Origin of the sequence: Spirillospora albida (assembly GCF_000718255.1) — a bacterium.
Classification (GTDB): domain Bacteria; phylum Actinomycetota; class Actinomycetes; order Streptosporangiales; family Streptosporangiaceae; genus Spirillospora; species Spirillospora albida.
Window position 1 is genome coordinate 493372 of sequence record NZ_JOFJ01000001.1, and the last position, 22018, is coordinate 515389.

Here is a 22018-nt window from a genome sequence, read left to right on the forward strand (position 1 = left end):
CCCGTGACCGGCACGGCGACCGGGCACGCGCGCCGGGGGTCGCGGACGCGTCAGGCCGCCGCTCCCCGTACGCTGGGCGTCGTGAGCGAGCTGAACGCCGAGGACGCGAAGATCATTACTCTGGCGCGGTCGTCCCGGGCCCGGAACGGTGCCGCCGAGGGCGCCGCCGTCCGCGACGAGATGGGCCGCACCTACACCGCGACGAGCGTGGACCTGCCGTCCCTGAAGCTGTCGGCCCTCGCCGTCGCCGTCGCCATGGCCGTCTCGTCCGGCGCCGACGGCCTGGAGGCCGCCGCGCTCGTCACGACCGCCGGGACCGCCGACCCGGCCGACGTCGCCGCCGTCCGCGACCTGGGCCCGAAGGCCCCCGTGCTGGTGACCGCCCCCAACGGCGAACTCCAGACCGTCCTGCCCGCCTAGACCCTCCTGACGAGGACCGTCCCCACGCGGTTGCGGCGGCCGGCCATGGTCTCCGCCTCAAGGGTGAGGGCGGCGCCGTCCGTCCCGACCTCGGCCGTCGAGCCCGCGATGGGCACGCGCCCCAGGGCGTGGGCGAGGAGGCCGCCGACCGTCTCGACCTCTTCGGCGTCGAGCTCGACGCCGAACAGCTCGGCCAGGTCCTCCACGGGGAGGCGGGCGGTGACGCGCGCGGCCGTGCCCTCCTCCAGCCAGGTCACCGGCGGGGTCTCCACGTCGTACTCGTCGGTGATCTCGCCGACGATCTCCTCCAGGATGTCCTCGATCGTGACGAGCCCGGCCGTGCCGCCGTACTCGTCGATGACGATCGCGACATGGATCTGGCGCGCCTGCATCTCGCGCAGCAGCCCGTCGATCGGCTTGCTGTCCGGCACGTACGTCGCGGGGCGCATCACCGTGTCGACGGTCTCGACCGCCTCGCCCTCCCGGTGCTCCTGGCTGCGGCGCACGACGTCCTTCAGATAGGCGATGCCGACGACGTCGTCCTCGTTCTCGCCCACGACCGGAATGCGGGAGAAACCGCTGCGCAGCGCCAGCGTCATCGCCTGCCGCAGCGTCTTGTGCCGCTCGATGAACACGATGTCGGTGCGCGGCACCATCACCTCGCGGACGAGGGTGTCGCCCAGCTCGAACACCGAGTGGATCATTTGCCGCTCGCCGGGCTCGATCAGGCTCCGCTGCTCCGCCAGGTCGACAAGGTCGCGCAGCTCCGCCTCGGACGCGAACGGCCCCTCCCGGAACCCCTTGCCCGGCGTCAGCGCGTTCCCCAGCAGGATCAGCAGCCGCGGCAGCGGCCCGAACACCCGCGCGAGGGGATGGATCACCGCCGCGCCGGCCAGCGCGATGCGGTCCGCGTGCTGGATGCCCAGCGTCCGCGGCCCCACCCCGATCGCGACATAGCTGACCACGATCATGATCGCGGCGGCCGTCACGTACGCGCGCCACGTCTCGTCCAGCCACGCGATGCACAGATCCGCCACGATCACCGTGGCGACGAGCTCGCAGCCGATCCGCAGCAGCAGCACCAGGTTCACGTACCGGGCCGGGTCGGCGACGACCGCCGCGAGCCGCCGCGAACCGCGCCGCCCCTCCCGGACGATCTCGTCCACGGTCACCCGCGACACCCGGGCCAGCGCCGTCTCCGCGCTCGCCAGCAGCCCCGCCATGACCACGAGGCCCGCGGCGAACGCCGCCGGCCAGCCCTGCGCCCCCATCAGCGCCCCGTGGCGATCATGACCGGCCGCGCTTCTCCCGCCAGGAGTCCAGCAGCCCGGCCTGCAGGCCGAACATCTCCCTGTGCTCATCGGGCTCGGCGTGGTCGAATCCGAGCAGGTGCAGGATGCCGTGCGTGCACAGCAGCTCCAGCTCCGCCGCCGTGCCGTGCCCCGCCTCCAGGCCCTGCCGCTCCGCCACCGCCGGGCACAGCACGACGTCGCCCAGCAGCGCCGGATCGGTCTCGCCGTCCTCGTCGGCGCCGCCCGACATGTGGCCGGGTCGCAGCTCGTCCATCGGGAACGACAGCACGTCCGTCGGGCCGGGCTCGTCCATCCACTTCTCGTGCAGCGCCGCCATCGCGTCCTCGTCGACGAGGACCAGCGACAGCTCCGCGAGGGGATGCACCCGCATCCCGTCCAGGACGTGCCGGGCGAGGTCGGCGAGGGCCTTCTCGTCGACCCCCACCCCCGACTCGTTCAACACCTCGATGCTCATCTACCGCCCCCGTTTGCGGGACGCCCCGCGCCCCGCCGCGCCCTGCTTGATCTCCGGCACGCGCGACTCGTCCCACCGGTTGTACGCGTCCACGATGTCGGTGACGAGCTTGTGCCGCACGACGTCGTGGCTGTTCAGCCGGCAGAAGTGGATGTCGCTCACCCCTTCGAGGATGTCCTGGACGACCCGCAGCCCGCTGGTCTGCCCGCTCGGCAGGTCGACCTGCGTGACGTCCCCCGTCACGACGACCTTCGACCCGAACCCGAGCCGCGTCAGGAACATCTTCATCTGCTCGGCCGACGTGTTCTGCGCCTCGTCCAGGATGATGAACGAGTCGTTCAGCGTGTTGTGGGTCAGGAGGAAGTCCTCGGTGACGTACAGGGAGTCGGCCGCAGCCACCTGGATGCAGACCGCTTCCGCCGTGCCCTCAGGCTCGATGGAGTCGATGAATCGCATTGGGCGTCCACCAGCCGCATTGTACTTCTCCACCTTTCGCTGGAGCCTGAACGGTGCGAGGTTCGGCGGCAGACGGAGGTCGATGCAGAACGCGTCATGCCGATGACGCACGGCGCGTCCCCTGGCTCGTCCCGGCACCCGGCCCTGGGCCGACCGTACACGGCAGTATCCGACACCACCCAACGATCGCACGAGGAAGAGCATGTCGTCGCGGAGGCGAGGGGACGTCGTGACGTACTGGATGCGACATGTGCGGGAATCCTGGACCACAGGCCCGCCATCGGAGTCCAACAACCCTTGGAGCACTGCGAGCCGCACGTCTGCGGAGTTGTAGAGGTACTCCTCCGGAACGAACTTGGTCTCCGATCTGGCGCCGAACAGACCTAGTTCACGCAAGACCCCCGTGACCGGATTCTGAGTGGTGATGACCTGCCCGGGCTCGGCGATCCGGTTCAGCGTGTAGTCCGGCCCCTTCAGGTGCCGGACGCGGATGCCCGCCAGAGACTCCCCGAGAGCTTCCGCCAACTCAGGGTCATTTGTGGAGAAACTGGGCGTCGTCGAACCCGTAAGACACCCATCGCCCAGCAAAAGTCCGAGCGCATACCCGTCCATCGGAACATCCCGGGCGGGAAAGCACACCGGTTCGGCGAGGAGAGGCAGCTCATACCTGCGCGCATGTGCCGCGCGGAGGTTGCCTATCATTTCTCGCGTCTCGAGCACCCGGTGGGGCTTGTTCCTGCGGCGGTCCGCCCGCGTGCGCACCGACCAGAGGTGGTCGGCCGTGCACAGGGTCGATGCCCCGTCCTGTGCCGTCAGGCGGAAGATCTCCTTCTCACCCTGGGGGTAGACACCCAGGACAAGCGTCGGTTCGCCGTTCGAGCCGACGACGAGATCACCCACCGCCAGCTCACCGATGGGACGGAATCCGCCCGGAGTCAACACCTTTGTGGTGACCGGTTGCGCCCTGCCGCGCATGTACGCCAGGGGGGCGACCTCGATGGTGCCGGCGGCCATCAGGCGGGGGATCGAGTCGGGGTCGACCATGTCGTGCAGCGCGTCGTACAGGGGGCGCAGGTACGGGTCGATCTTCTCGTAGAGGGTGCCGGGGAGGAAGCCCAGCCGCTCGCCCGCCTCGACCGCGGGACGGGTCAGGATGATGCGGTTGACCTTCTTGTCCTGCAGCGCGCGGACGGCCTTCGCCATCGCCAGGTACGTCTTGCCGGTGCCGGCCGGGCCGATCCCGAACACGATCGTGTGCTTGTCGATCGCGTCGACGTAGCGGCGCTGGTTCAGGGTCTTCGGCCGGATCGTCCGGCCGCGGCTGGACAGCACGTCCAGCGTCAGGACCTCGGCGGGACGGGCGTCGCCCTCGCCGCGCAGCATCGCGACGCTGCGCTCGACGGCGTCGGGGGTGAGCTGCGCACCGCTCTTCATCAGCTCGAGCATCTCGGTGAACAGCCGGGAGACGAGGCCGGTCTCGTCCTCGGAGCCGGTCACGGTGATCTCGTTGCCGCGGACATGGATGTCGATGCCGCTGCCGATCGCGCGTTCGACGGCGTGGAGCAGCTCGTCACGGGAACCCAGAAGGCTCACCATCGAGTGGTCGTCCGGCACCACGATCTTGATCTGGGAGCGCGCGCCCGCGTCGGCGCCGCGCGTCCGTTGCGTTGATTCGACCATCAGCTGGGCCTTGCGGCCTCTCCGACCTGCCTTCTGTCTGCTCCGGGGTGTCCGTGCCTTCCGCTTCCATGGTACCGACGCCCCATGACGGAACGCCTTTGTATTTCCGGCGGCCGATATATGTACCCGGCGGAACGCGTCCGTCCGGCGCGGCGTCAGCCGGGCGGCCAGTTCAGGCCACGGCCCCCCAGCACGTGGGCGTGCACGTGGAACACGGTCTGGCCGGCCTGCTCGCCGGTGTTGAACACGATCCGGTAGCCGGTTCCGGCGATGCCCTCGTCCTCGGCGACCCGGTGGGCCTCCACGAGGACCGCGGCGAGCAGCTCCGGATCGGCGGCGGCGAGCTCCGCGGCGGTCGGGTGGTGGTCCCTCGGAATGACCAGCACGTGCGTCGGCGCCTGCGGATTGATGTCGCGGAACGCCACCGCGCGGTCGCTCTCCCGGACGATCGTGGCGGGCACGTCCCCGGCCACGATCTTGCAGAACAGGCAGTCGGTCATCGTTCTCCCCTCCCGGACGGCCGTCCGGAATCCTAGCGGCCGGGCCCCCGCCGTGATCGGCGACGCTCCGGCCGGGGAGCGGGGGTCCCGCGGACCGCGCCTCCCCTTGTTGGGCCCCATTCCCCACGGCCCACTGGATAGGGTGTCAACCCAGGCGCACCCTCCGGGCCGTAAGGCGTTCCGGCACGCCCCGTTTCGGCGGAGCGCGTCCGGCCGCGCCATTCGGGCGACGGGCATCCGAATGGACGGGCGGGGGACGGCGAAGGCGGCGGACACGTGACCGGGACAAGACAGAAGATGGCCTTTCGTAAACCGGACGACGAGGGCGGGCGTCCCACTGACGTGACCGAGACCCTCGTGGCCAGGGGCGCGGCGGCGGCCGGCGCCGGAACCGGTGCCGTCACCGTCGCCTGGGACGCCGACCAGGCGGTGACCGCGCTCTACGCGGCCAACTACCGCGCGCTCGTGCGGCTCGCCGCCATGCTCGTCCGGGACTCCGGCACCGCCGAGGAGGTCGTGCAGGACGCGTTCGTCGCGATGCACGGCGGCTGGCGGCGGCTCCGCGATCCCGACAAGGCCCTGTCGTACCTGCGCCAGTCGGTCGTGAACCGGTCGCGGTCGGTGCTGCGGCACCGCGCCGTCGTCGAGAAGTACGCCCCCAAGGGGCTGCCCGACGCGCCGAGCGCGGAGGCCGGGGCGATCGGGGAGCTGGAGCGCTCCGCGGTCGTCGACGCCCTGCACGGGCTGCCCACCCGGCAGCGGGAGGCGCTCGTCCTGCGCTACTACGCCGACCTGTCCGAGGCGGAGATCGCCACGTCGATGGGGATCTCCCGCGGCGCCGTGAAGAGCCACACGGCGCGGGGTATGACCGCGCTGCGCAACGTCCTGGAGCAGTTCTCATGACCACCGACCCCCACGACGAGCTCGGCGAGATCCTGCGCCGCGCCCTGCACGCGGAGGCGGACTCGGTCATCCCCGCGGACGACGGACTCGACCGCATCCGCGCGCGGATCGCCGCCGGCGGCGGCCGGCGCCGGTTCGGCCTCGACCGGTTCGGCGCCGTGCTCGGCCTCGACCGGATCATGGTCGGCTGGACGCGGCCCATCCTCGCGATGGCCGCGGCGGTCGCGATCGCCGGTGTCGGCGTGACGGCGGGCCCGCAGACGATCGACCTCATCCAGCATTCGGTCGGCAGCGGCGGCCCGTCCGGCCAGGGCGACGGAGGCTCCGCCGACGGCGACGCCGTCAGCCCGCCGGGGCCCTCCGCGCATGACCCGGGCGCCGGCTCGGCGGGAGGCGGAGCGTCCCCGTCGCCGAGGACGCCCCAGCACCCCGCGGCGGCGACGTCCCCGGGCGGGGTCCCCTGCACTCCTGCCGCGGGCGGGACGCCGAGCGCGGCCGCCACCCCGGAGTCCCCGGCGACGACGGGCGCGACGCCCTGCCCGACCCCGTCCGAACCGACGTCCCCGTCGCCGTCCCCCTCGGTCAGCGAGACCCCGACGTCGCCCCCGCCGACGCAGCCCTCGACCCCGCCCTCGTCGGACGCCCCGCAGGACGGCGGCGCGGCGAACGGCGAGCAGCAGGGCGCGGCCGCGACCCCCTGACCCGGATTCCGGCACCGCCGCGCCCGGCACGGGCACGGCGGCGCCCGACGTGTCAGGCGCGGGTCACCAGCGGCCGGTGGCGGCCAGCAGGACCGCGGCGGCGGCCACACCGGCGGTCGAGGTGCGCAGGACGGTCGGGCCCAGGCGGGTCGGCCGCGCGCCCGCTTCGGCGAAGCGGTCCAGCTCCTCGGGGGCGATGCCGCCTTCGGGGCCGACGATCAGCACGATGTCGCCGTCGGCGGGCGGGCGGACGGCGCTGAGCGGCGCCTCCGCCTCCTCGTGCAGCACGAGCGCCAGGGACGCGTCGGCGACGCGGGCGGCGACGTCGGCGGTCGACGCCAGGTCGGCGACATCGGGGAAACGGCTGCGGCGGGCCTGCTTGCCCGCCTCGCGGGCGGTGCTCCGCCAGCGTCCGAGGGACTTGTCGCGGCGCTCCGGGCGCCACTGGGTGACGCAGCGGGCCGCCGACCACGGGACGATCACGTCGACGCCGACCTCGGTCATGGTCTCGACCGCGAGCTCGCCCCGGTCGCCCTTCGGCAGCGCCTGCACGACCACGATGCGGGGCGCCGGCGGCGGCCGGCGGTGCCGGACCGTCACGTCCAGCGTGAGGGACGCCTTGTCGGCGGCGGCCACGACGCACTCGGCCAGCAGACCCGCGCCGTCGGTGAGGTCGACGCGCTCACCGGGCCGGATCCGCCGGACGGCCGCCGCGTGCCGGCCCTCGGGGCCGCCGAGGACGACGCGGTCCCGCTCCAGGTCCGCGGTGTCGGCCAGGAAGACCGGCGCGCTCATCTGCTCGGTGCCGGCCTTCGCTCAGTGCTGGTTGAAGACGTCGCGTATGCGGGAGAACATGCCGCGCTGCCCGGGTGCGAACTTGCCCGGCGGCCGCTCCTCGCCGCGCAGCTTCGCGAGGCGGCGCAGCAGCTCCTCCTGCTCCGGGTCGAGCTTGTTCGGCGTCTCCACGTTCACGTGGATCATCAGGTCGCCGCGGCCGCTCTCGTTCAGATGCCGGACGCCCCGCCCGTACAGGGTGATGACCTGACCGGACTGCGTGCCCGGCTTGATGTCGATGTTCTCGGCGGCGTCCAGCGTCTCGACGACGACGCCGGTGCCGAGCGCCGCCGCGGTCATCGGGATCTCGACCGTGCAGTGCAGGTCGTCGCCTTCGCGTTCGAAGATCGCATGCGGCTTTTCGACGATCTCCAGGAACAGGTCGCCGGGCGGGCCTCCGCCGGGGCCGACCTCGCCCTCGCCCGCGAGCTGGATGTGGATGCCGTTCTCCACGCCCGCCGGGATCTTCACCTTGACGGTGCGCCGGGTGCGGACGCGGCCGTCGCCGGAGCACTCCGCGCACGGGTTGCGGATGACGGATCCGAACCCGCCGCACGCGGGGCACGGCCGGGCCGTCATGACCTGGCCGAGGAACGAGCGCTGCACCTGCTGCACCTCGCCGCGGCCGTGGCACGTCTCGCACGTGTCGGGGTGGGTGCCGGGCGCGCAGCCGGTCGCCTCGCAGACGGTGCAGGCGACGGCGGTGTCGATGGACAGCTCGCGGGTCGTCCCGAACGCGGTCTCGGACAGGTCGAGCTCGACCCGGAGCGTCGCGTTGCGGCCGCGCCGCGCGCGGGTGCGGGTGCGGGGCCCGCGGGAGGTGGCCGTGCCGAAGAAGGCGTCCATGATGTCGCTGAACGGGAACCCGGCGCCGCCGAAGCCGCCCGCGCCCGCGCCGCCGCCCGGCGCGAACGGGTCGGCGCCGAGGTCGTACATCTCCCGCTTCTTCGGGTCGGAGAGCACCTCGTAGGCCTGGGTGATCTCCTTGAACTTCTCCTGGGTCTCCGGATCCGGGTTGACGTCCGGGTGGAGTTCCCGGGCGAGCCGGCGGTAGGCCTTCTTGACCTCGTCCGGACTGGCGTCGCGCCGGACGCCGAGGGTCCCGTAGTAATCGTTCGCCACTACGACCCCGCCAGGATCTGTCCCACGTACCGTGCCACTGCCCGTACCGCTCCCATCGTGCTGGGGTAATCCATGCGTGTCGGCCCGAGCACACCCAGCCGGGCCAACGTCAGGTCGCCGACGCCGTAGTCGGCGACGACGACGGAGGTCGATCGGAGGCCCTCGTCGGGGTTCTCCGTGCCGATCCGAACCGTAACAGTAGAGGAGTCGCCGGTCTCGCCGAGCAACCGCATCAGGACGACCTGCTCCTCCAGCGCCACGAGGACGTCGCGGAGCGACTGGGAGAAGTCGACGGCGGCGAGGTTGGCCGCACCGGCGAAGACGATCTTCTCCTCGTGCTTCTCGACGAGCGTCTCCAGCAGCACCGACAGCACCGCTGCCGCGACCGGCCGGTCGGCCGGGGCGACCTTGTCGGGCAGGTCGGCCACGGCGGCGGGGACGTCGCCGAGGCCGAGCCCGTCCAGGCACGTGTTGAGCAGCGCCCGCAGATGGCCGATCGACTCCTCCGACACCCGCGCGTGCGTCTCGATGACGCGCTGCTCGACCCGCCCGGTGTCGGTGATCAGGACGAGCAGCAGCCGGCCCTCGGCGACGGGCACGAGCTCCACGTGCCGCACCGACGAGCGGCTCAGCGACGGGTACTGGACGACCGCGACCTGGCGGGTCAGCTGCGCGAGCAGCCGCACCGTCCGGGACACCACGTCGTCGAGGTCGAACGCGCCGGTCAGGAACGTCTCGATCGCGCGGCGCTCCGCGACCGACAGCGGCTTGATCGTCGACAGCCGGTCGACGAACAGCCGGTAGCCCTTGTCGGTGGGGACGCGTCCGGCGCTGGTGTGCGGCTGGGCGATGTAGCCCTGCTCCTCCAGCACCGCCATGTCGTTGCGGATCGTCGCCGGGGAGACCCCGAGGTTGTGCCGGTCGGTGAGCGCTTTGGAGCCCACCGGCTCGTTGGTGGAGACGTAGTCCTCGACGATGGCGCGCAGGACCGCGAGCTTCCGGTCATCGAGCACGTGATCACCTCCTCGCGTCGCCGCCGGGCCCCGGCCTGGCACTCAGTGCTCCTGAGTGCCAAGTGTACGACCCGGCGGCCGTGTTCTGGAGCGGGGCGCCACGCCGACGTGTCCGGGACCGTGCCCTCGCGGGCGGTCCGGCCGTTAATGTGCGGACCCGTGCGCAGTAGGGACTACGGAAACGACGTGCTGGCCGGAGACTGGAGGAGGCCCCGCAAGGGCCGGATCCCGGAGGTGCCGGCCGAGCCCGGGCTCGTCGCGGAGGATCCGGACAGCGGCTTTTGCGGCGCGGTCGTCGGCTGCGACAGGTTCGGCGTGACGCTGGAGGACCGGTTCGGCAAGCGCCGCGTGTTCCCGCTGGCCAAGGCGGGGTTCCTCATCGACGGCACACCGGTCACACTCGTCCGTCCCGCGGCGGCCCCGCGGGAGCCGGCCCGGTCGGCGTCCGGCTCGATCGCCGTGCGGGGGCTGCGCGCGCAGGTCGCGAAGGAGAGCCGCATCTACGTCGAGGGCGTCCACGACGCGGAGCTCGTCGAGAAGATCTGGGGGCACGACCTGCGGGTCGAGGGCGTCGTCGTCGAGTACCTGGAGGGCGTCGACGACCTGCCCGCCATCGTGGAGGAGTTCGCCCCGGACGAGGGGCGCCGGCTGGGCGTCCTCGTGGACCATCTCGTGGAGGGGTCCAAGGAGAGCCGGATCGCCGCCCGGGTGTCGTCCCCGCACGTCCTCGTCACGGGACATCCGTTCATCGACGTGTGGGAGGCCGTGAAACCCTCCACTGTGGGGATTTCCACCTGGCCGAGCGTCCCGCGCGGCGTACCCTGGAAAGAGGGGGTTCTCGCCGAACTGGGCTGGGGGAACGACGTGGGCGCGGCATGGAGGCGGATCCTCGGATCGGTGCGTTCCTTCACCGATCTGGAACCGGATCTGCTCGGGCGCGTCGAAGAACTGATCGATTTCGTGACGGCCCCCGCCACCTGACCCGGTTCGCCGGTACGAGAAGGAGCACGCGATGACCTACGGGCAGCCCGAGCAGCCGGGCTACGGACAGCAACCCGGCCAGCAGCCCGGCTACGGACAGCAGCCCGGCTACGGCCAGGCGCCGGGCTACGGGCAGGCCCCCGGGTACGGGCAGCCGGACTACGGGCAGCAGGGCTACGGCCAGCAGGACTACGGGAAGGCCGGATACGGCCAGCAGCCGGGCTACGGCGGCCAGATGCAGCCGTACGGCGTCCCCGGGCAGGTGACGTCGGACGAGCGGACCTGGGGCATGGCCGCCCATCTCGGCCAGCTCCTGCTCGGCTTCCTCGCCCCGCTGCTGGTCTACCTGATGAAGAAGGACGAGTCGCCGTTCCTGCGGCACCACGGCGCCCAGGGCCTCAACCTCGCCATCACCCAGTTCGTCTACATGATCATCAGCTTCGTGCTGATGTTCGTGCTGATCGGGTTCGTCACCTTCTTCGCGATGATCGTCGCGCAGCTGGTGTTCCTGATCATGGCGGGCGTCGCGGCCAACCGCGGCGAGTGGTACCGCTACCCGTCCTTCATGGCGTGGCCGATGGTGAGCTGAGCCGGCTCGGGGTCAGGCGAGCTCGCGGACGACGGCGTCCGCGAGCAGCCTGCCCCGCAAGGTCAGGACGGCGCGTCCCCGCTCGTACGGGCCGGGCTCCAGCAGCCCGTCACCGATCGCCCGCCGGACGGACGCGTCGTCCAGCGGCTCGACCGGGCAGCCCTCGGCGAGCCGCAGCTCCAGCATGATGCGCTCGACCCGGCGGTCCTCCGCGTCCAGGACCTCCCGGGCGTGCGCGGGGGTGACGCCCTCGGCGAGGCGGGCGGCGTGGGCGGCGGGATGCTTGACGTTCCACCAGCGCGTCCCGCCGACGTGGCTGTGCGCGCCGGGCCCGACGCCCCACCAGTCCGCGCCCGTCCAGTACAGGACGTTGTGGCGGCAGGCGGCGTCCGGCCCGGTGGCCCAGTTGGAGATCTCGTACCAGCTCAGGCCGTGCGCGCCGAGCAGCTCGTCGGCCATCAGGTAGCGGTCGGCCATCGCGTCGTCGTCGGGCGCGGTCAGCTCGCCCCGCCGCACGCGGGCGGCCAGCCGGGTGCCCTCCTCGACGATCAGCGCGTACGCCGACACGTGGTCGGGCTCGCACGCGAGGGCCGCCTCCAGGGACGCCCTCCAGTCGTCGTCCGTCTCGCCCGGCGTCCCGTAGATGAGGTCCAGATTGATGTGCTCGAAGCCGGCCTTGCGCGTCCAGTCCACGACCTGGGGGACGCGTCCGGGCGTGTGGGTGCGGTCCAGGACGGCGAGGACGTGCTCGCGCGCACTCTGCATCCCGTACGAGACACGGGTGAAACCGGCCTCGCGGAGCTTCGCCAGATACGCGTCGTCCACGGACTCGGGGTTGGCCTCCGTGGTGACCTCGGCACCGGGGGCGAGGCCGAACTCGGCGTCGATCGCGGCGAGCACGCGGCCCAGATCGTCCGGCGCCAGCAGCGTCGGCGTGCCGCCGCCCACGAAGACCGTCCGGGCCGGCAGATCGGCGTCGCCGAGGACGCGCCGCGCCATCCGGACCTCCGCGATCGCGGTGTCGGCGTAGGACTCGCGGCTCGCGCCCGGCCCCAGCTCGGCGGCCGTGTAGGTGTTGAAGTCGCAGTACCCGCACCGCGTCACGCAGAACGGTACGTGCACGTAGAACGCGAACGGACGCTCCCCCAGCCCCTCCAGGGCACTGCCGGGCAGCGCGCCGTCGGCCGGTACGGGATCACCATCGGGCAGGGTCGCGGGCACCCCTCAAGTCTGCCCGCCGCCCGGGGCTGCTCCGTCCATCTCGGCCGCCAGCCTGGCGCGCAGCCAGGCGGGGATGTTCTCGTCCGTCCGGGGGAAACGGTCGAGGTCCAGCGCGAACGCGGACCCGCTCAGCGGCGGCGTGAACTCGGGCTCGCCGTCGTAGTCGAACGCGGCGCTGAACCGGCCGGAACGCTCGACCTCCAGCCGGGCGGTGAACCAGGCGCCCTTCCCCCGGCGGTACATGACCCGGCGCAGCTCGTCCATCTTGCCGATCGCCTGCCCCGGCGGCAGCGCCGAGCGGCGCTCCCCGTCGGCGTCCTCCACCTCGAAGGAGGCGCTGTCGATCCCGACCGTCGCGCGGAACTCGAAGTCGAGCCGCTCCCAGCCGTCCGGAGCCGCCGAGCGCAGCGCCCGGACGGCGCCGTTCACCGTCTCCCGCTCCTCCGGCGAACGCAGGATCTGCTCCGAGTGGGTCACGCTCGAACCTCCGCGACGGCCTGCAACGCCCGCCGGGGCGGCGCCGCGCCGTCCCGGTCACTCTCCCCGACCGTACCCGCATATCCGCCGGGGTCGAGCAGCGATCGCCGTGTCGCGGCGAAACCCTGTCACCAGACGCCCACCATGGGATGAATCGGTCGGGTGGACGCGCGGAGACGGCCGGAACAGAGGATCTGCGGCCCTTTGGCCGGATAGGGTCGTCGGAATGCGGAACGAGGGGGCGGCGGACCGGGGGCGCACGCCGGCGCGGGTACTGCTGCGCGGCGAACCTGCCGGCTGGCACTGCGTGATCGTGGACGACGGCGGCACCGAACGGCGCACGGAACTCGGGGGAACCGGCACCCGCTGGCAGACCGGCGGCGGCGCCGGCTCCTCTGCCGACCCCGAACCCGCCTGGTGGCGCCGCCGCCTCACCACGACCGCCGAAGGCCTCCGCGAACTCGTCGGCGAGCGCCTCACCGACGCCACCTTCCGCGAACTCGGCGCCGAGGCGTCCATCACCTGGTTCGCCATCGACGACCCCGTCTCGTGGGAGGGCCTCGTCACCCTCCGCGAGCCCGACCCGGCCCGGTTCCCCGGCCGCATCCCCCCGTACGTGGTCACCCTGGAGCCGGGCCGCGGCGCCCGCCTCCCGGACGCCGACCTCTTCTTCTCCACCCTCGCGTCCGACGCCTGGGACGCCCTCACCGCCGTCGCCGACCGATGCCGCACCGCACCGCCCGCGGCGTCCCTCCTCTGCGGCTGGGCCGACCACCGCAGCATCCGCGTGGGCCGCGGCCGGCTCGCGCTCTCCACCGGCCGAGGCGCGGACGGCGTCGAACGCCTCGCCGAGATCTGCGGCACCCGCGCCCCCGGCTGGAGCGGCAACCCCGAGCTCCGCTTCCGCCTCGACGGCATCGACCTGCTGGACCAGCCCGCTCCCGGCGTGGTCGCCCTCCTCCGCGGCCTGGGCCACGACGTGGTCCGGCGCGGCCGGACCACCCACCTGCCCGCGCTCGGCCTGACGCTGCACGAACCGGACCCCCGGCTCGCCCTCCGGACGGCCCCGCACCCTCCCTCGGCCCACGGCCTCTTCACCGCGGCCTGTCTGCACCTCCCGCAGACCGAGCCCCGCCGCGCCACGGTCGCCCGCCCGCCGCTTCGCCGCCCCGCTCCCACCGACCACTGATCACGCGGCCCTCGCGCCCGCGTCCGGGTGAGCGCCGGTGAGCGGGCGCCGCTCTCGGCTGACCTCCGGTTTCCGGAAACCGGGCGAACTTTCGGGGCGTCCTAGGAGTCGTACACTTCGCGTACTCGCGTGCACGCCGCGCAGTGAACGTCGCGCAATGAAACTCGGAGAGGACACCCGCCATGGCCTACGGGCCTCCTCCATCATCCGGTCAGAACCCGCAGCAGGGCTGGCAGCAGCCCCAGCAGCAGGCACCCTGGCAGCAGCAGGGACAGCAGTCGCCGTGGCAGCAGCCGTCCGGCCCCGCCTGGCAGCAGCCCCCGCAGCCGCAGGGCGGCGGATGGCAGCAGCCTCCCGCCGGGGGCACGGCCCAGATACCGGGACATTTCGGCCCGGTCAGCGATGACGACAAGACGTGGGCGCTCATGGCCTATGTGGGCCAGTTCCTCGTCGGCGCCATCGCGCCCACCATCGTCTACTTCGGCAAGCCCGCGTCGGCGTTCGCCCGCCGGCACGCCGTCCAGGGCCTCAACATGGGGCTCGCCGCGATCGCCGTGTGGTTCGTCGGCGGGCTCCTGTCGCTGGCCCTCGAGGTGTTCATCTGGGTGCCGCTGCTGTTCACCGCGGCCGTGATGGTCTTCCTCGTGTACGCGGCGCGCGCCGCGAACCGGGGCGAGTTCCGCCGCGTCCCGCCCGCCGTCGCCTGGCCGCTGCTGAAGTGAACCCTCAGGGGGCCTCGCGCGGCCGCGGCATCTCCGCGACCGGCGCGGTCTCCGCCGGGCGGGGCCACTCCCCCGGGCCGGGCAGGATCGTCATCGTGCCCGGTTCCCCGGCCGGCTGGTCCAGCCGCACGACCCGCCCCGGATAGGCGCGCCGCGCGATCTCCACGTCGCGCTCGTCCCATTCGCCGTAGAAGACGGGGCAGCCGTCCCACAGCTCGACCTTCTCCGCGCCGGTCGGCCAGCGGTGCCCGAACGCGTCCAGGAGGATCGGGTCCTCGCAGTGCGGAAGGTCGGGGCCGGCGAAGGTGCGCTCGGCGACGACGACGTCCTCGAGCGCGGTCTCGGACGGCGCGGAATCGGCCGGCCGGGCGTTCTGCTCTGACATGCTGCCTCTTCTCGTCGGGACGATCCGGGCGGGCAGGGGATCGAAGATCTGCTTCGGCGCCAGCTCGATCGCGAACGGCTGGGAGAGCACGCGCGAGCCCTCCCACGGGATCGTCAGAGCCGCGTACCGCCCGGACGCGTCGAGCTCATGGACGATCAGTTCCGGCTCCGGCGCCACCACGTCGACGAGCCAGTACGACGGCACGCCGTACCGCTCGTACAGCGCCTTCTTGACCTCGAGGTCGGCCCGGCGCGACGCCTGCGACACGATCTCGACGGCCAGCAGCGGCGCGCCCCGGATGTACCACAGGTCGCTTTCCGCCTGCTCCTCGCGGAAGACCATCATGTCGGGCCGCAGCCAGGTGTCGTCCGAGAGCCGCGTCCCGAACGCCGTCAGGTACTCCTGGCCGGGGCCGTGCGCGAGCCCGACCGGAACCACGAGGTCCGACACGAGCATCTGGTGCAGCAGCGTATGACTCACAACGGACAGTCTCCACCGATGCGCGCTGCGTCACCACCGGTTCGGCGGGATTACTTGCCCTTGCCCTTGTCCTCGCCGCCGCCGGCCGTGGAGAGGGCCGCGACGAAGGCCTCCTGCGGAACGTCCACCCGCCCGATGGTCTTCATCCGCTTCTTGCCCTCCTTCTGCTTCTCCAGCAGCTTCCGCTTGCGCGAGATGTCGCCGCCGTAGCACTTGGCGAGAACGTCCTTGCGGATGGCGCGGATGTTCTCGCGCGCGATGATGCGCGCCCCGATCGCCGCCTGGATCGGCACCTCGTACTGCTGCCGCGGGATCAGCTCCTTGAGCTTCGCGGTCATCATCAGCCCGTACTCGCGCGACTTGTCCTTGTGGACGATCTGGCTGAACGCGTCCACCGACTCGCCCTGCAGCAGGATGTCGACCTTTACGAGGTCGGACCGCTGCTCGCCGCTCGGCTCGTAGTCGAGCGACGCGTACCCGCGCGTCCGCGACTTGAGCTGGTCGAAGAAGTCGAAGATGATCTCGGCGAGGGGCAGCGTGTAGCGGATCTCGACGCGGTCCTCCGACAGGTAGTCCATGCCCTGCAGCACGCCCCGCCGGCCCTGGCACAGCTCCATGATCGCGCCGATGTGCTCGGACGGGGACAGCAGCGTCGACTTCACGACCGGCTCGTACACCTCGCCGATCTTGCCCTCGGGGAACTCGCTGGGGTTGGTGACGGTGTGCTCCGTCCCGTCCTCCATCACGACGCGGTACACGACGTTCGGCGCGGTGGAGATCAGCGACAGGTTGAACTCGCGCTCCAGCCGCTCCCGGACGATCTCCATGTGCAGCAGCCCGAGGAACCCGCAGCGGAACCCGAACCCGAGCGCCGCCGACGTCTCCGGCTCGTAGACCAGCGCGGCGTCGTTCAGCCGCAGCTTGTCGAGCGCGTCCCGCAGCTCGGGGTACTGGTCGCCGTCCATCGGGTAGAGGCCGGAGAACACCATGGGCCTCGGGTCCCGGTACCCGCCGAGCGACTTGGGCGCCGGACGCGACGCGCCGGTGACGGTGTCGCCGACCCGGGCCTGCCGGACGTCCTTCACCCCGGTGATCAGATAGCCGACCTCGCCGACCCCGAGGCCCTGGACTGGCTTCGGCTCGGGCGAGATGACCCCGACCTCCAGGGTCTCGTGCGCGGCGCCCGTCGACATCATGAGGCTCTTCTCGCGCCGCGACAGGTGCCCGTCCACGATCCGGATGTAGGTGACGACGCCCCGGTAGGTGTCGTACACCGAGTCGAAGATCAGTGCCCGCGCCGGGCCGTCCGGGTCGCCGACCGGCGCCGGCACGTCCCGGACGATCTTGTCGAGCAGCTCCCGGACGCCCTCGCCCGTCTTGCCCGACACCTTCAGCACGTCGGAGGGGTCGCAGCCGATGATCCCGGCCAGCTCCTCCGCGTACTTCTCCGGCTGCGCCGCCGGCAGGTCGATCTTGTTGAGCACCGGGATCAGGTGCAGGTCCGCTTCCAGCGCCAGGTAGAGGTTCGCGAGCGTCTGCGCCTCGATGCCCTGCGCGGCGTCCACCAGCAGGACGGCGCCCTCGCACGCCGCCAGCGACCTCGACACCTCGTACGAGAAGTCCACGTGCCCGGGGGTGTCGATCAGGTTGAGGACGTAGCCGGTGCCCTCCGACGTCCACGGCAGCCGCACGGCCTGGCTCTTGATCGTGATGCCGCGCTCCCGCTCGATGTCCATCCGGTCGAGGTACTGCGCGCGCATCTGGCGCTCCTCGACGACACCCGTCAGCTGCAGCATCCTGTCGGCGAGCGTCGACTTGCCATGGTCGATGTGCGCGATGATGCAGAAGTTGCGGATGATCGCGGGATCGGTCTTGTTCGGCTCAGGCGCAGGCACCGGGGTCCGTTTCGCAAACTCACAGGTGGACAGGGATCTTCGCCTTCCATGGTCCCATGCCGGACGAGATGCTCTGTGCACGGACCGGTTTGGGCGATGGCCCCGGCGTTGGTAGGCTGTGCGACTGCGTGTGGCGTAGCGGCGTGCCCAGCGGGCACCGTCCCGCCCCCGTTCGGACGTTCATTCAGGAGCCTGCGCCCACCGCAGGCGAGGATCGCAACCAAGCTGAGGCTCTACGACGTGGCTAACATCAAGTCCCAGATCAAGCGCAACAAGCAGAACGAGAAGGCCCGGCTGCGCAACAAGGCCGTCAAGTCGGAGCTGAAGACGGCGATCCGCAAGTTCCGCGAGGCCGCCGACGCCGGCAACGTCGACGAGGCCGTCACCGCGCAGCAGCACGCCGCCCGCAAGCTGGACAAGGCCGTCAGCAAGGGCGTCATCCACAAGAACCAGGCCGCGAACCGCAAGTCGGCGATCGCCAAGCAGGCCGCCGCCCTGCAGGCCAAGTAGGACGCGGACGCCCGGGGCCGGCCCGCGGGCCGGCCCCGACGCATATCCCATGGACCAGCGCAGAGTCGTCAAAATCTCCAAGTACCTGTCCCGGCACCTCCGGCACGATCCGGGCCGCATCGGCCTGACGCTCGACGAGGCGGGCTGGGTCTTAGTCGACGTCCTCCTCGCGGCCATGGCGCGCAACGGCTTCGCGGTGACCCGCGCCGAACTCGAGCACGTCGTCGCCGTCAACGACAAGAAGCGCTTCGCCCTGGACGGCGACCGCATCCGGGCCGTCCAGGGGCATTCGATCCCGGTCGTCCTGGACCATCCCGTCGCGGACCCTCCGGAGTTCCTCTACCACGGCACGGTCTCCGCCTCTCTGGAGGCCATCCGCCGTGACGGCCTCCACCCCATGAACCGCCACGCCGTGCACCTCTCCCCCGACAGGGAGACCGCCCACCGCGTGGGCTCGCGGCGGGGCAGGCCGGTCATCCTCACCGTCGCCGCGGCCCGCATGGCCGCCGACGGCCACGAGTTCCAGCTGAGCCCCAACGGCGTCTGGCTGACGGCGACCGTCCCCCCGCAGTACCTGGACTGACGGCCGCGCGGCCGGGAGCCTCGCGCCGGACGCCGTCAGCGGCGGGCGGCGATGATCTCCGAGACCGCCTTCTCCAGCGCGTAGGCGGGGTCGGCCGCACCACCCTTGACCTGGGCGTCCGCTTCGGCGACCGCCGTCAGCGCGCGCGCGACGCCGTCCCCCGTCCAGCCGCGCAACTGGCGCTGCACCCGCTCGATCTTCCAGGGCGGCATCCCGAGCTCCTTGGCGAGGGAGGCCCCCCGCGCACCCCGCGGCGCCCCCCCGACCTTCGCGAGCCCCCGGACGCCCTGTGCGAGCGCGCTGACGATCAGCACGGGGGGCGTCCCTGTCGCCAGCGCCCACCGCAGCTGCTCCAGCGCCTCGGCCAGGCGCCCCTCGATGGCCTTGTCGGCCACCGTGAACCCGGAGACCTCCGCCCGCCCCTGGTAGTACCGCGCGATGGCGGCGTCGTCGACCTTCCCGCCCGTGTCGGAGACGAGCTGGCTGCACGCGGCCGCCAGCTCCCGCAAATCGTTCCCGACCGCCTCGAGCAGGCTCCGCGCGCCGTCCGCGGAGATCTTTCCGCCGGCCCGCCTGATCTCCGCCCGGACGAAGTCGATCCGCTCCCCCGCCTTCGTGACCTTGGGGCAGGCGATCTTCCGGCCGCCGAGTTTCACGAGCCCGTCCACGAGGGCCTTGCCCTTGGCGCCGCCATGATGGACGGCGACGAGCACGACATCGTCCGCGGGCGCCTTGGCGTACGCGAGGACCTGGGCCGTCAGATCCTTGCCGAGATCCTGCGCCGACCGCAGCACCAGCACCTTCGAGCCCCCGAACAGCGAGGGCGAGGTGAGCTCCGCCAGCCGCCCCGGCTCGAGCCCGCCGGGCGCCAGATCGATCACCTCGGTCTCGGGGTCGCCCGCCCGCACCGACGCGACGACGTCCCCGATCGCGCGCTCCACGAGCAGCTCTTCGTCACCGATGACCAGGATGATGGGCTCAACCGACACCCCAGCAGCATGCCACGCCCATCGGCCCCCAAGCCACGATCCCGCCCCCGCGGGCGGCGGGTCAGCGTCGGGGTACGGCGACGACGCCCATCGCCGTCCGGACCATCGCGATGTCTCCTTCCTGGTCGGTTCGGTGGACCTGGGTGTTCAGGCGGCGCAGCAGGGCGACCGTCGAGGGCGCGGGATGGCCGTAGTCGTTGTCCGCGCCCACGGAGATGAGGGAGACCGTCGCGCGCGCGGCGGCGAGAAAGCCCGGTGCCTGGTCGCGGGAGCCGTGGTGGGGGACCTTCAGGACGTCGACGGGTGGCACGCCGCCTTCGAGCGCCCGCTGGGCGTCGCTCTCGACGTCCCCGGTGAGGAGGGCGCTGAACCCGGGTGCGCGCGCCACGAGCACGATGCTCGCGTTGTTGATCGTCGTACCGTCGTCGCCGGGCAGGAGCGCGGGCGCGGCGCTGCTCGGGGCCAGCACCGAGAGCGCGAGGTCGCCGATACGCCAGACCTGGCCGCCGAGCGCCGGATGCGTGCCCAGACCTCCCGTGTGCCGTTGCTCGCGACCGGACGTCCGCGCCGTGGTGAGGACCGCGTGGACGGTGCGGCCGCGGCGGACGCCCGCGGTCCCACCGATGTGGTCGGCGTGTGGATGCGTCAGGACGAGCAGGGGGACGTCCGTGACGCCGAGCCGCGACAGGCATCCGTCGACGGGCGCGGGATCGGGGCCGGCGTCGACGACGACCGCACGCCCGGGACCCGCGGCCAGCGCCAGCGCATCGCCCTGGCCCACATCGCAGGCCACCATCCGCCAGCCGGCGGGAGGCCACCCCGGCGCCAGGACGCGCAGGGCGACGACCGCGATGAGGACGCCGCACATGGCGGCGGCCGCGACGAGACGGAGCCGGGCACTGCGCAGGATGAGCACGGCGACCCCGCCTGCGAGCAGGAGGGACACCGCGCCGAGCCCGCCACCGGGCCACGGCAGCGTCGCGTACGGGAGGCCCGCCGCGATGTCCGCGACTCGGATGATCCAGCCCACGGCGAGGCCGGCGGGCCAGACGACGATCCGCGCGGCCGGCACGGAGACGAGCGCGACCACGGCGCCGGCCGCGCCGAGCAGCGTGGCGGGCGCCACGGCCGGGGCGGCGAGAAGGTTGGCGAACACCGAGACCACCCCGATTTCCCCGGAGAGCATCACCAGCACGGGCGCCACGGCGACCTGCGCGGCCCCCGCCACGGCCAGCGCGTCCGCCACCGGGCCGGGCAGGCGGCGCGCGAGCCGCGCCCGCCACGCAGGCGCCAGCACCAGCAGTCCCGCCGTCGCGAGCACCGACAGCGTGAACCCGTACGACCTGGCCAGCGCCGGATCGATCAGGACGAGCAGGATGACGGCCGCGCCGAGTGCGGGGAGTCCCTGGCGCTGCCGGCCGGTGAACAGGGCGAGAAGGCCGATGAGCCCCATCACCGCCGCGCGGAGGACGCTCGGTTCCGGCCGCGCGATCACGACGAAGGCGCACACCGCCAGCACCGCGAACGGCGGCGCCCGGCGCCGTCCGAGGCCCGCGACCCGGCACAGCCACAGCACCGCGCCCACGACGATCGCCAGGTTCGCGCCCGATACGACCAGCAGGTGGGTGAGCCCTGCCTTCTTGAAGTCGTCGGCCACGGCGGGATTCATCCGGGAGGTGTCGCCGACGACCATGCCGGGCAGGACGCCCCGCTGGTCCGGCGGCAGGCCGGCCACCGCCGCGCGCAGTCGCGCCCGCACCCGTTCCGCGGCCCGCTGGATCGTGGACGGAGGCGACACCGCCGCGGGCGGGCCGCGCACGATGACCACGGCGGCGAGCAGCTCGGCGCGCTCGGGCACCGCGAACCGGCCGGTGAGCCGGACGCGCTGGCTCGGCACCAGCCGCGCCCACCTCGGATCCCCGGCGATGAGAAGCACGGGGACCCGGACCTTCGCTCCCGGCACCCCCTCCATCCGCGCACGGACCAGCAGCACGCGCCGCCCGGCCCCGTACCGCGGATCAGCGGTCACCACCGCCTCGGCGGTCGCGGTCGCGCGTTCCCGGGCCAGCTCCCGGACCGGCCCGGTACCGACCGCGGTCCCCCGCAGACCGACGCCCACCGAGGACGCCGCAGCACACACGAGCAGGACCCCACCGAGCCGCCGCCCACTCCACCCCCCTTCACCGCCGACTCCGGCCCCACCGAGCCGCCGACCGAGGCGGTGCACACCCCTCGCCCACCGTGAGACCGTTCGACCGACGTCTGCATCACTGATGGCGGCGGGCATCCGTCCGCGCACCCGAGCCCCCAGCAGGCCCGCCGCCGCCCGGCGTGCTGTGCCGGAGCGCGCAGCGGCCCGCCGCCAAGTCATCGCACCGGTCGTGCTACGCCCCGACCAGGCCGTGCGCAGCAGAACACAGGCACCTCCCGCCGCCATGGCGGCCAAGGTGTAGACCGCGGCCGCCGGTAGTCCGATGCTCACGGCCGCGGAGATCCACACGGCTAGATCGTTGATGGGGGTTTGCTGAACCGGCCGCGGGCATGGCGAAGGGCGCCCATGATCAGTGTGTGAAGACAAACCTGGACGCCCTTCTGACCGCA

At 72.5% G+C, this 22018-nt stretch carries 22 protein-coding genes and 1 pseudogene; 9 read left to right on the plus strand and 14 right to left on the minus strand.

The features are described from left to right. The first annotated feature begins 81 nt into the window (after window positions 1-81). A complete protein-coding gene (locus IE99_RS0102375) occupies window positions 82-420 on the plus strand; it encodes a hypothetical protein (RefSeq protein ID WP_030145207.1) in 339 nt (112 codons plus the stop codon). On the opposite strand, the gene IE99_RS0102380 is transcribed toward IE99_RS0102375, so the two are convergent. From IE99_RS0102380 to IE99_RS0102395, 5 genes and pseudogenes are all read right to left on the minus strand, one after another. Continuing rightward, entirely contained in the window at window positions 417-1691 is a 1275-nt protein-coding gene (locus tag IE99_RS0102380) for a hemolysin family protein (RefSeq protein WP_030145208.1), read from the minus strand. The genes IE99_RS0102375 and IE99_RS0102380 overlap by 4 nt on opposite strands. A 16-nt stretch (window positions 1692-1707) precedes the next feature. After that, window positions 1708-2187 carry an rRNA maturation RNase YbeY gene (gene ybeY / locus IE99_RS0102385; protein ID WP_030145209.1) on the minus strand — a complete coding sequence of 160 codons (480 nt, stop codon included), beginning with the start codon at window positions 2185-2187 and terminating at the stop codon, window positions 1708-1710. After that, window positions 2188-3618, minus strand: a complete 1431-nt coding sequence (locus IE99_RS33605) for a PhoH family protein (protein WP_425423788.1) — start codon at window positions 3616-3618, stop codon at window positions 2188-2190. It lies immediately after the preceding gene. Then, window positions 3607-4323 (minus strand): annotated as a pseudogene (locus tag IE99_RS32900) (PhoH family protein); the annotation flags it as partial. The pseudogene IE99_RS32900 and the gene IE99_RS33605, both read right to left, overlap by 12 nt. Before the next feature lie 155 nt (window positions 4324-4478). After that, on the minus strand, window positions 4479-4823 hold the full coding sequence (locus tag IE99_RS0102395) for a histidine triad nucleotide-binding protein (RefSeq protein ID WP_030145211.1): 345 nt from the start codon (window positions 4821-4823) through the stop codon (window positions 4479-4481). 342 nt (window positions 4824-5165) lie between these two features. Here IE99_RS0102395 and IE99_RS0102400 point away from each other — a divergent pair, with 342 nt between their 5' ends. Beyond that, window positions 5166-5726, plus strand: a complete 561-nt coding sequence (locus IE99_RS0102400) for a SigE family RNA polymerase sigma factor (RefSeq protein WP_030145212.1) — start codon at window positions 5166-5168, stop codon at window positions 5724-5726. Continuing rightward, the gene (locus tag IE99_RS29995; protein WP_051711807.1) at window positions 5723-6427 is read left to right on the plus strand and encodes a hypothetical protein; all 705 of its coding nucleotides are present in this window, start codon (window positions 5723-5725) and stop codon (window positions 6425-6427) included. Before IE99_RS0102400 ends, IE99_RS29995 begins: the two co-directional genes overlap by 4 nt. 63 nt (window positions 6428-6490) lie before the next feature. Here the strand turns inward: IE99_RS29995 and IE99_RS0102410 are convergent, their stop codons facing one another. The 3 genes from IE99_RS0102410 to hrcA are packed head-to-tail and all read right to left on the minus strand — an operon-like array spanning window position 6491 to window position 9396. Beyond that, window positions 6491-7222 (minus strand): 16S rRNA (uracil(1498)-N(3))-methyltransferase, encoded by a 732-nt coding sequence (locus tag IE99_RS0102410; RefSeq protein WP_030145213.1) that lies wholly within the window; start codon window positions 7220-7222, stop codon window positions 6491-6493. 21 nt (window positions 7223-7243) lie between these two features. Beyond that, a complete protein-coding gene (gene dnaJ / locus IE99_RS0102415; protein ID WP_030145214.1) occupies window positions 7244-8383 on the minus strand; it encodes a molecular chaperone DnaJ in 1140 nt (379 codons plus the stop codon). Then, on the minus strand, window positions 8383-9396 hold the full coding sequence (gene hrcA, locus IE99_RS0102420; RefSeq protein ID WP_030145215.1) for a heat-inducible transcriptional repressor HrcA: 1014 nt from the start codon (window positions 9394-9396) through the stop codon (window positions 8383-8385). The genes dnaJ and hrcA overlap by 1 nt, the downstream gene beginning before the upstream one ends. 159 nt (window positions 9397-9555) lie before the next feature. Between hrcA and IE99_RS0102425 the strand changes: the two genes are divergently transcribed. After that, on the plus strand, window positions 9556-10377 hold the full coding sequence (locus tag IE99_RS0102425; protein ID WP_030145216.1) for a DUF3097 domain-containing protein: 822 nt from the start codon (window positions 9556-9558) through the stop codon (window positions 10375-10377). 31 nt (window positions 10378-10408) lie between these two features. Then, window positions 10409-10966, plus strand: coding sequence for a DUF4870 domain-containing protein (locus IE99_RS33345; protein ID WP_037558463.1), 558 nt, complete (start codon window positions 10409-10411; stop codon window positions 10964-10966). A 12-nt stretch (window positions 10967-10978) separates the two neighbouring features. On the opposite strand, the gene hemW is transcribed toward IE99_RS33345, so the two are convergent. After that, window positions 10979-12187 (minus strand): radical SAM family heme chaperone HemW, encoded by a 1209-nt coding sequence (gene hemW / locus IE99_RS0102435; protein ID WP_030145218.1) that lies wholly within the window; start codon window positions 12185-12187, stop codon window positions 10979-10981. 3 nt (window positions 12188-12190) lie between these two features. Further along, window positions 12191-12664 (minus strand): hypothetical protein, encoded by a 474-nt coding sequence (locus tag IE99_RS28735; RefSeq protein ID WP_051711809.1) that lies wholly within the window; start codon window positions 12662-12664, stop codon window positions 12191-12193. Between the two features lie 226 nt (window positions 12665-12890). Between IE99_RS28735 and IE99_RS0102445 the strand changes: the two genes are divergently transcribed. Continuing rightward, window positions 12891-13853: a hypothetical protein gene (locus IE99_RS0102445; RefSeq protein ID WP_051711811.1), complete on the plus strand. Its 963-nt coding sequence runs from the start codon at window positions 12891-12893 to the stop codon at window positions 13851-13853. A gap of 182 nt (window positions 13854-14035) precedes the next feature. Then, window positions 14036-14575, plus strand: a complete 540-nt coding sequence (locus tag IE99_RS30905; RefSeq protein ID WP_084219216.1) for a DUF4870 domain-containing protein — start codon at window positions 14036-14038, stop codon at window positions 14573-14575. Window positions 14576-14579: 4 nt separating this feature from the next. Here the strand turns inward: IE99_RS30905 and IE99_RS30000 are convergent, their stop codons facing one another. Both IE99_RS30000 and lepA read right to left on the minus strand, forming a co-directional pair. Next, window positions 14580-15440: a Uma2 family endonuclease gene (locus tag IE99_RS30000; RefSeq protein WP_157609980.1), complete on the minus strand. Its 861-nt coding sequence runs from the start codon at window positions 15438-15440 to the stop codon at window positions 14580-14582. Window positions 15441-15490: 50 nt separating this feature from the next. Continuing rightward, window positions 15491-17335: a translation elongation factor 4 gene (lepA, locus tag IE99_RS0102465; protein WP_030145222.1), complete on the minus strand. Its 1845-nt coding sequence runs from the start codon at window positions 17333-17335 to the stop codon at window positions 15491-15493. Window positions 17336-17575: 240 nt separating this feature from the next. Between lepA and rpsT the strand changes: the two genes are divergently transcribed. Together rpsT and IE99_RS0102475 are read left to right on the plus strand one after the other, a co-directional pair. Continuing rightward, window positions 17576-17845 (plus strand): 30S ribosomal protein S20, encoded by a 270-nt coding sequence (gene rpsT, locus IE99_RS0102470; protein ID WP_030145223.1) that lies wholly within the window; start codon window positions 17576-17578, stop codon window positions 17843-17845. A 49-nt stretch (window positions 17846-17894) separates the two neighbouring features. Further along, window positions 17895-18428, plus strand: coding sequence for an RNA 2'-phosphotransferase (locus IE99_RS0102475; protein WP_030145224.1), 534 nt, complete (start codon window positions 17895-17897; stop codon window positions 18426-18428). A 35-nt stretch (window positions 18429-18463) separates the two neighbouring features. On the opposite strand, the gene holA is transcribed toward IE99_RS0102475, so the two are convergent. Then, window positions 18464-19417, minus strand: a complete 954-nt coding sequence (holA, locus tag IE99_RS0102480) for a DNA polymerase III subunit delta (RefSeq protein WP_030145225.1) — start codon at window positions 19415-19417, stop codon at window positions 18464-18466. Between the two features lie 61 nt (window positions 19418-19478). After that, window positions 19479-21536: a ComEC/Rec2 family competence protein gene (locus IE99_RS0102485; RefSeq protein ID WP_037558464.1), complete on the minus strand. Its 2058-nt coding sequence runs from the start codon at window positions 21534-21536 to the stop codon at window positions 19479-19481. Window positions 21537-22018: the final 482 nt, after the last annotated feature.

What these genes read in the sequence shown, in the direction of transcription:
- IE99_RS0102380 (WP_030145208.1), bottom strand. Translation starts at nt 1,691, where the DNA reads ATGGGGGCGCAGGGCTGGCCGGCGGCGTTCGCCGCGGGCCTCGTGGTC.
- ybeY (WP_030145209.1), bottom strand. Translation starts at nt 2,187, where the DNA reads ATGAGCATCGAGGTGTTGAACGAGTCGGGGGTGGGGGTCGACGAGAAG.
- IE99_RS33605 (WP_425423788.1), bottom strand. Translation starts at nt 3,618, where the DNA reads ATGCGCGGCAGGGCGCAACCGGTCACCACAAAGGTGTTGACTCCGGGC.
- IE99_RS0102395 (WP_030145211.1), bottom strand. Translation starts at nt 4,823, where the DNA reads ATGACCGACTGCCTGTTCTGCAAGATCGTGGCCGGGGACGTGCCCGCC.
- IE99_RS29995 (WP_051711807.1), top strand. Translation starts at nt 5,723, where the DNA reads ATGACCACCGACCCCCACGACGAGCTCGGCGAGATCCTGCGCCGCGCC.
- IE99_RS0102410 (WP_030145213.1), bottom strand. Translation starts at nt 7,222, where the DNA reads ATGAGCGCGCCGGTCTTCCTGGCCGACACCGCGGACCTGGAGCGGGAC.
- IE99_RS33345 (WP_037558463.1), top strand. Translation starts at nt 10,409, where the DNA reads ATGACCTACGGGCAGCCCGAGCAGCCGGGCTACGGACAGCAACCCGGC.
- IE99_RS0102445 (WP_051711811.1), top strand. Translation starts at nt 12,891, where the DNA reads ATGCGGAACGAGGGGGCGGCGGACCGGGGGCGCACGCCGGCGCGGGTA.
- IE99_RS30905 (WP_084219216.1), top strand. Translation starts at nt 14,036, where the DNA reads ATGGCCTACGGGCCTCCTCCATCATCCGGTCAGAACCCGCAGCAGGGC.
- IE99_RS0102475 (WP_030145224.1), top strand. Translation starts at nt 17,895, where the DNA reads ATGGACCAGCGCAGAGTCGTCAAAATCTCCAAGTACCTGTCCCGGCAC.